Consider the following 8,332-nt stretch of genomic DNA (forward strand, 5'->3'; position numbering starts at 1 on the left):
AGATAATTATTTTCGTTTTTTCAAAAATGCCCAATTGCGCGTTTCTAAATAATAAGAGGCAATAACCATATACACACCAACTAGAAATATTTGGGCTAAGCGTACATAAAAATTGCTAGCAACATCTGCATCTGTAGAAGCTGCGGTTGAAGCAACGACAACTAAAAGCGTTGAGAATATGCCAGCATAAATAGCCGATTTTAACGGTTCGCTATAAATTTTATAGCCAAAAATCATCGCACAAAGCATCGATAATGCAACATAGAATGGCAAAGTCGGCACAGTGACTAAAAAATTGTAAAATACGATAGCTAATAAACCACCTACTCCGTTAGTGATCAGTAAAAACAAACTGACTTTAACACTTTTTTTACCGGCTGTTTGTTGCGACAAAATAGCTATCATGATCATAGTCAGTAATGCGCCAGTGATCTCAAGTAAATAAAAAAAACAGATTATCGGGAAGGCCAATATCAATGCGCGAAATGCCTCATGCTCACGAGATTCGCTATCTAATTCAGACCGCTGATGCTGGTCCTTTTGCTCAGCAAAATCGGGCAGCAATACATGCAATAACGCAAAAATCAATACCGACACTACGCCAGATAAACTCAATCCGTAGGCCACTAACATGGATGCACCAGGATGAAGCACCGCTAAATAAGGTAATACTATCGAGGCGACAATGAGAATTAATGCGAAGAAGTTCCATTTAGGATCACTGAATAAATAATATGCCCATAGCATTGCAATAGCGATCAATGGCAACAAAACCGAAGGATAATGAGTTGGTCCATTACTGACTAACCAGCCAATTGCCATCGTCACTAGCATCGCAATTAATAACTCATACACGGTTTGAATGGTTGGTGCTTGCCGATCGACTAAAAATTTAGCGACAAAAACAGGCACTATATAAGCCAAAGGCCAGGAAAAAATCGCCGAAATAGCAATCGCAATACCAATGCCTAAAGCAAATCTTAATACCCGACGATTAAGAATGCGCTGTGCTTGAGCACTATCTAGAAGCAAATGATTAGCGGACATAAGACAACCAGCTGATTAATCTAATCCAAAAACGCCCAAACACATTCACCACACTACTGTCATCGGTGTAAACGATGACATCAGCCTGCCCACCTACCCGTTTAAATCCTTTTGCGACATCATCATCAAATTTAATCGTTACAGGAAATCGCTGTGATTGACGTAACCAACCTGTTTGCCCAGCAGTTTGAGCGAGTTTACCATTCTGTTCATTTTGGCCCCAATCAACACCATAATCGATAAAAGCAACTTTACCCTTAAAAATTTTCCCTGGTGCAAAATCTAGTGCAAATTCCGCAGTATCGCCCGGTTTCATATTACCTAAACTATTTTCACGAAAACTGGCTTCAATCCATACATCCTCAGCTGAAATAAACGTCATTACAGGCTGACCAGCAGCTGCATAAACGCCTTCTTTAAGTCTAAAGTTTGCCGCTACGCCATCGCTTGGAGCAATTATCTTTGTTCTTTGTAAATTGATATTAGCTTGCTCAAGTGCCAGTAAAGCTGATTTTACGTTAGTGTTATTGTCACCTTCGCTGCCTAAACGTTCTTTTGATTTGGCAAGATCTGCATTTGCACTGGCCACTCCAGCTTCGGCGCTTGTCAGTTCAGCACGGGCATTATCTGCATCCGCTTCTGACATAACCCCTTTTTTCACCATCGCGAAAATACGTTTAGATTGAACTTGGGCATTTTTTAAATTGGCTTGAGCGTTAGTTACTTTCGCTTCTGAGGCGGTGACATTGGCAGTTAACGCCCCCATGTTTTGACCCGCTTTAGTCACATTTTGCTCTGCAGTTTGCAGCGCAATCTCATAATCAATGGGATTAATTTGTGCCAGTACATCCCCCTTCTTGACAGGCGTATTTGGGGATACAGAAATTTTAATAATTTCTCCAGATACCTGCGGCGTAATAGGGACAATAAATCCTCTGACACGCCCTAAATCGGTAATTGGAATAAACCTGTCTGCAATTAGATGAAATATGAATATGCCAAATACGACGAGTAAAATAATGTTGGTGACTTTTCTAATATTGAGGTTTTTTGCATTATCCTGTGCGAGTTGTTGCGTTGAAACGTCCGTCGTCTCTTCTGTTTTATCTGTAACTTGTGTATCTGAAGATTGTTGCTTGTTAGTTGTCATAAAAATCCTTTGTAATCTGGCTAACTTAAAGCATACCGACCCTGTGTACTAAGCCGGTGACTCGGCAACTAATTGTTAATTCATATAATTTAATAAAATAGCTAAATCTCAAAGATATTTCCATGTAATTTAAACTATTTTTATTAGTCTTCAGTGACTTGCAGTAGTTATAAATTAGAGTGTTTGTAAAATGATGTGCTGCTTTTTTGTGGCACATTTTTAACATTGGCAATCGCATTAACAAGTTAATAATCAACGCCAATAGAACAATATTAGATAAACGACATCACTTCGGCATGGGTTAATAGCCGCCATTCTCCTGTAGGGATATCTAGCACAACTTGGCCAATTTGTTCACGGTGTAATTTGTTGACGCGGTTACCTACAGCAAAAAACATTCTTTTGATTTGATGATAACGGCCTTCGGTGATAGTTAATTTCACTTCATAATCATTAATGATGTTTATTTTAGCCGCCAATGTCGGTTTCGTTTCACCTTGCAAGAGTATGCCTTGTTGGATTTTCGTTACGGCCTCATCACAAATCGGCTTTGCTAATGTCACTCGATACACTTTAGGGCAATGACTCTGCGGTCGGGTAATGTTAAAGGACCAACGGCCATCATCGGTTATTAATACCAAACCTGTCGTATCGGCATCTAATCGCCCGACTATGTGTAACTCGTCTTTATCCGCAATATTTAACGAAGACAGTAAAGATGGATAATGGCCATCAAGGTTAGAACTTAAGGTGTGAGTTTGCTTATGCATTAACAGGTACCGAAATGGTCTAGTTACAAGTAGAGCCCCATTGTGCTCAATCTTATTATCTTCATGTACCTGACAATTTACTTTTGTTTCTACCACGCCATTTACTGACACATTGCCGTCACAAATTTGAGTAACAACCTCGGTTTTTGTTAATCGAGTACTTTTTAGCACAAATTTATCAAGTCGCATGTGATTTGTTACTGTCCAGATTCAAAGTTGTTTACCATTAGATTAGGAAAGATTCAGATCTACTCTAGATCCTGCAACATTATGGATTAGGTAGATAAAAGCGCTAACGCGGCAGCTTGATCCATTGGTTTACCGTGATAATAGCCCTGAGTCTTTGCGATACCAATCAATTGCAAAGCCACATATTGTGCCCAGTGGATTAGCGCCAAAAGCAAACATCAATGATGTTAAACGTGGGTATTATTTCTCTTCATCAGACATAGCATATTTTATTTGATCGCTATCAAAGCCTTTACGGCTTAAATAAGCATAGGCTTTAGACTTTTGTTTGTAATCAGATAAATCGTAACGTTTTTTTGCTAACTCATTTTTACAACTGAAGTAAAAATCAAATTCATCCGCTAATTCTAATTGGTACAGGGCGTCTTCAAATTCACTCATATCTACCAGCCGCTGTTTTAGCTCCTGCAAAATTAATGTTTTACCCTTACCTTTTTTATACAGCTTAATAATTTCTGCCTTTAAATCGACTTTATCGGCTTTTATGGCCAATTTACTTCGTAAAGTGTCCCGCTGCGGGTGCTGTGCTAATGCATGTTCAATTTCAGCACGCGAAAACCCTTTAGTGGTCATTTGGCTAAAGACTTTCTCTCGACTAGTATGATGAAAATCATCAAACTTACTGAGCAGCCTTGATGTGGCCAAAGCATAATAATCGATATTTTGCTGCTCTATCACTTGTTCAATCGCATTATCTATGTCAGTGATACTTAGCCCGCGCAATTGCAATTTACGTTTTATTGCACCTTTACCCAATTGATTGCTAAAAGCCAACTCGCAATAACGAATAGCAAACTCATAGTCATTTTTTAAATAACCATTATCAACTAACTGGGTGATGACGGTTTCAATCCACTGTTGATTGTCAGTTTTTCGTTCAAGCTTGGTGCGGATTTCATTGACGGTAAAGTCTTGTTGAGCAAGATGCCAATAAGCATTGCTGAAAACGTTATCAATGGTTGTGGCTTGGCGTAATGGCTTTTGCTTCATAACGAATTATTTGACCGATTGAGTAAATGACCAGTTTAGCAGAACTCACTTTGAGCTCAAATCCACTATCAAGATTACTAAAATTTGAAGGTTGAGGCTGAATTTATCTTTGAATACAAAAACGGGATTGGTTTAAGAAGCCAATCCCGATTGTCAAAAGTGAGTAGTGATTAATTCGATATATATTAATTAACTATTTATCAACTCAGTGATGGTGTGCGAGGCGGGACCATGCGCTTGTTGCCTGTTGCCTCAAACGCACCTGCCAATTTAAGTAGGTTGTTGTCGTCATAAGCACGGCCTGCAAAAGTCAAACCCACAGGCATGCCAATATCTGCCATCACGCCCATCGGCACAGTAACTGTCGGAACACCTAAATGGCGAATAGCAAGATTGCCGTTAGCCACCCAAATACCGTTGCTCCAGGCAATATCAGCAGACACAGGATTAACATGTGCATCTGCAGGCCCAACATCAGCCACCGTTGGGAACAACACAGCATCAAGTTTGTGTTCGTCCATCCAGTCTTCCAGATCCAGCTTACGGGTTTTTTCTAAACCACGCAGACCATCTGGAATGCTATCTATTTGGTTATAGGATTTTAGACCCCGTTTAGCCATATTGACATACTCATCCATGCCTGCGGCAAGGTCGCCCTCACGATTTGGCAAGGTGCCAAGATCATGCGGAAAAATCAAATAACCATTCACATCTTCCAGTTTATTCAATTTAGGGTCATTATTGGCACGTAAAAACTCATCAAAAGCCCAGCCGGATAATGCCCACAGCTCATCATCAAGAAACTCAGGAGTCACAATACCGCGATTGAATACCGTCGGCGTACCAGGGCGATCACCTTCGCAGTTTGATACCAATGGAAAATCCACTTCAATCACTTCAGATCCGGCAGATTCAAGCGCTTTACGGGCAGCTTGCCAAAGATCAATCACCGATGCGCGGGTATTAATGCGCTGGCCAGTAGGACCACCTATGCCAGGATTTTCACTGGTGCCAGCCAATTCGTCCTTGTTGATGTACATGCGTGGCACACCAAAACGTTTGCCTTTGAGGGAGTCAGCTTGCGCTGCCAGATCTAAATAAGATTGTGGACGCACACTTGATGCTTTAGGGATGTCTACCCAAGGCTGTAAACGCCATAAGTCGCCACGGGTAATAGGATCATCAGCAACAATAACATCTAGTACTTCAAGCATATCTGCCATTGTACGGGTATAAGGCACCACAACATCCATAGTCGGTGTTAACGGCCAGTTACCGCGCACAGAAATAACGCCCCGTGACGGAGTATAGGCACACAAACCATTATTTGATGCAGGCCCACGACCGCTCGACCAGGTTTCTTCTGCTAAACCAAAAGCAGAATAACTTGCAGCCGTACCGGTGCCAGCGCCATTTGAAGACCCCGATGCAAAGGGTGCTGTTAAGTAATCAGCATTGTATGGACTTTCGGCGCGACCATAGTGACCGCGTTGCATGCCACCATTTGCCATAGGAGGCATATTAGTTTTACCTAAACATATGGCTCCAGCCTCGCGAAGACGCTCGACCGCAAAAGCATCGTATTGGGCTACTAAATTTTTAAATGCAGGACTGCCAGATGCGGCCGTAAGCCCCTTCACTAAATAACTGTCTTTTGCAGTATAAGGAATGCCATCAAGTGGGCTCAGTGTTTCGCCTTTAGCGCGGCGCGCATCAGAAGCTTCAGCCTCTTTTATGGCGTCAGGGTTATGAACCACTAGCGCATTTAGCTTGGTGTTTGTTGCTGGGCCGTCATAAGCTTCCACCCTTGCGAGATAAGACTTAACCAGTTCAACTGCAGTGGTACGACCGGACTCTAGGGCGGCACGCAGCTCAGCAATGGAAACTTCAGTTACTTCAAACATGTTACGACCTCTTATTGAAAGGCAATTGTGTAGAAGATCAATGCTCTAAAAGATAGATATCATCAAAGACAGTGATTAGTGATTAATTATTCACTGTCTTCATATTGGTCTTGGTTTTTATTTATCGCCCTGAAGGGATCTGCTGGGTAATACAATGAATATTACCCCCACCCAATAAGATTTCACGGGCTGGTACGCCAACAATCTCATACTCAGGGAAAATCTCCTGCAATTTTTGTGCAGCAATATCGTCCGTTAGAGGGTCAAGCAGTGGGAACACAATTCGTTGGTTAGTAATTAAAAAGTTAACATAAGAACCGGCTAAACGTTCACCCGCTGTACGAGGCACACCCGAACCTTGGGTTACACCTTGCGCTTCTTCAGCTGTGCAATACAAAGGACCTGGTTGTGGCAATAAATGAATTTTCAACTTACGACCTTGTGCATCAACCGTATTTTGTAAAACCTCTAAAGCCGCTTTTGAACGAGGATATTGAGGATCTGTTTGATCATCAGTCCAGTGTAAAATCACTTCTCCAGGGCGAGCGAAACAACACATATTATCGATATGTCCGTCGGTCTCATCCATGTAAACGCCTTCTTCTAACCAGATAAACTGTTGCACATTTAAATAGTCAGATAGTAATGCTTCTATCTGTTCACGGGTTAGATCAGGGTTGCGGTTACTGTTAAGTAAACATTCAACACTGGTCAAACAGGTACCTTCACCATCGACATGAATTGATCCACCTTCAAGGATCAGCGGCGCTTGATAACGCTCAAAACCATGCACAGATAACATCTTTTGTGCGACTTGTTCGTCCTTATCCCATGGCGAGTACAAACCGCCATTTAAACCGCCCCAAGCATTAAATCCCCAATCAACACCACGGCATTCCCCCTTGGAATTGACGACAACAGTAGGGCCAGTATCACGAGCCCAGCAATCATCGCTATCAATTTCAACTAAAGTAACGTGTGACGGCATAACAGTCTTAGCTTGGGCTAAAAATGCTTTAGGTACGCCCATATAAACAGGTGCTGCTGGAGCTATGGCATCTGCAACCTTAGCAAACGTCGCCTGAGCATAAGCACCTGCTGAGCGCCAATTGTCTGGACGATGTGGCCAAATCATCCATACCGCTTGCTGCGGTGCCCACTCACCAGGCATGCTAAATCCATCTTGAGATGGCTTAGTCGTTAACATAGCGGCATCCACATTCACGTTGGTCATGAGATTTGTCTCCAGTAATGCTGAAATAATCTAAAGGCTGCGCCCTCATATAGGGCGGAAGAATAAAAATACATCTAATTTAAATCAAATTATCGCAATTGCCATACAAAAAAGGCCGATATTGTCACGTTTCAACTGACACAGTTTTAGCTTAGTAGGCATACAGTTATATATCATATCACTTAAGACTGCCTAGGCTAAATAGTTGAATGTAGAACATTGATATGAATTTTTAGGCGATAACATGGATGTGGGGATGATTAATGATAAATCACAGCTAATGATATGTTTTTATACCTACTTGCTGATATGAAGAAACTTCATCAATTGATGTTTTATTAGCTCATTACGTAGCAAAGTGAATAGCTTTAACATTAGCCAAAAAACATAACATTTGGGTTAAATTTTGCCCTATCGTGTCTTGTAATAATAAACTGGTTTTACCATAACAATTCAAAACATGGCAAAGGCAATGCTTTGTTCAGACGTATCAATTGACAATCTAATCGACTAGATCACGATAACGAAGATAGTAAAACTGTAGTGGCATAGTTATTTTGGCCACCTACAGACTCGATGAACAATTTGCGCTAATCAGCCAACTCAAGCAGAGCCACTCTATTCTTACAATTTGTAATGCATTCAAAGTGCATCGAAGTAGCTATAAATATTGGCTAAAAAGAAAAGACCATATCGATGCTGATTTTACCATTTTATGCAGTGAAGTGAAGGCCGCGCATAGTATTAGTAATGGCTCTGCCGATGCTAGAACGATAGCGCAATTAGTGACGAACAAAGGGATTAAACTCAGTCGTTATCGAGCTCGTAAACTCATGCTCAAGCTTGGATTAGTGAGTTGTCAGCAGCCTAAGCATGCTTATAGGAAAGCAACACAAGAGCATGTCGCTATCCCTATTACGCTTAATCGACAGTTTGCTGTTACCCAACCAGATCAAGTGTGGTGTGGCGACGTGACGTATGTTTGGGT

6 protein-coding genes and 1 pseudogene are annotated in these 8,332 nt (G+C 41.5%); 1 reads left to right on the forward strand and 6 read right to left on the reverse strand.

What is annotated here, in order from left to right; translation table 11 throughout:
* Window positions 1-6 precede the first annotated feature (6 nt).
* The 6 genes from NE535_RS08720 to aguA all read right to left on the reverse strand — a co-directional run bounded on the left by NE535_RS08720 (window position 7) and on the right by aguA (window position 7,344).
* Window positions 7-1,047 carry a DUF2955 domain-containing protein gene (locus tag NE535_RS08720; protein ID WP_261298245.1) on the reverse strand — a complete coding sequence of 347 codons (1,041 nt, stop codon included), beginning with the start codon at window positions 1,045-1,047 and terminating at the stop codon, window positions 7-9.
* Complete coding sequence (locus NE535_RS08725) at window positions 1,037-2,197, reverse strand: HlyD family secretion protein (RefSeq protein ID WP_261298246.1); 1,161 nt, start codon at window positions 2,195-2,197, stop codon at window positions 1,037-1,039. Before NE535_RS08725 ends, NE535_RS08720 begins: the two co-directional genes overlap by 11 nt.
* A 272-nt stretch (window positions 2,198-2,469) precedes the next feature.
* On the reverse strand, window positions 2,470-3,156 hold the full coding sequence (locus tag NE535_RS08730; protein ID WP_261298247.1) for a pseudouridine synthase: 687 nt from the start codon (window positions 3,154-3,156) through the stop codon (window positions 2,470-2,472).
* 240 nt (window positions 3,157-3,396) lie between these two features.
* Complete coding sequence (locus NE535_RS08735) at window positions 3,397-4,206, reverse strand: RecX family transcriptional regulator (RefSeq protein WP_261298248.1); 810 nt, start codon at window positions 4,204-4,206, stop codon at window positions 3,397-3,399.
* A 200-nt stretch (window positions 4,207-4,406) separates the two neighbouring features.
* Window positions 4,407-6,110, reverse strand: coding sequence for an amidase (locus tag NE535_RS08740; RefSeq protein WP_261298249.1), 1,704 nt, complete (start codon window positions 6,108-6,110; stop codon window positions 4,407-4,409).
* 121 nt (window positions 6,111-6,231) lie between these two features.
* Window positions 6,232-7,344 carry an agmatine deiminase gene (gene aguA / locus NE535_RS08745; protein WP_261298250.1) on the reverse strand — a complete coding sequence of 371 codons (1,113 nt, stop codon included), beginning with the start codon at window positions 7,342-7,344 and terminating at the stop codon, window positions 6,232-6,234.
* A 569-nt stretch (window positions 7,345-7,913) separates the two neighbouring features.
* On the opposite strand from aguA, the pseudogene NE535_RS08750 reads away from it, so the two are divergent.
* A pseudogene (locus tag NE535_RS08750) lies at window positions 7,914-8,332 on the forward strand (transposase family protein); the annotation flags it as partial.

It is taken from the genome of Shewanella holmiensis (genome assembly GCF_025370255.1).
Taxonomy (GTDB): Bacteria; Pseudomonadota; Gammaproteobacteria; order Enterobacterales; family Shewanellaceae; genus Shewanella; species Shewanella holmiensis.

Coding starts and splice junctions, on each gene's coding strand:
- NE535_RS08725 (WP_261298246.1), bottom strand. CDS start 2,197: ATGACAACTAACAAGCAACAATCTTCAGATACACAAGTTACAGATAAA.
- aguA (WP_261298250.1), bottom strand. CDS start 7,344: ATGACCAACGTGAATGTGGATGCCGCTATGTTAACGACTAAGCCATCT.
- NE535_RS08740 (WP_261298249.1), bottom strand. CDS start 6,110: ATGTTTGAAGTAACTGAAGTTTCCATTGCTGAGCTGCGTGCCGCCCTA.
- NE535_RS08735 (WP_261298248.1), bottom strand. CDS start 4,206: ATGAAGCAAAAGCCATTACGCCAAGCCACAACCATTGATAACGTTTTC.
- NE535_RS08720 (WP_261298245.1), bottom strand. CDS start 1,047: ATGTCCGCTAATCATTTGCTTCTAGATAGTGCTCAAGCACAGCGCATT.
- NE535_RS08730 (WP_261298247.1), bottom strand. CDS start 3,156: ATGCGACTTGATAAATTTGTGCTAAAAAGTACTCGATTAACAAAAACC.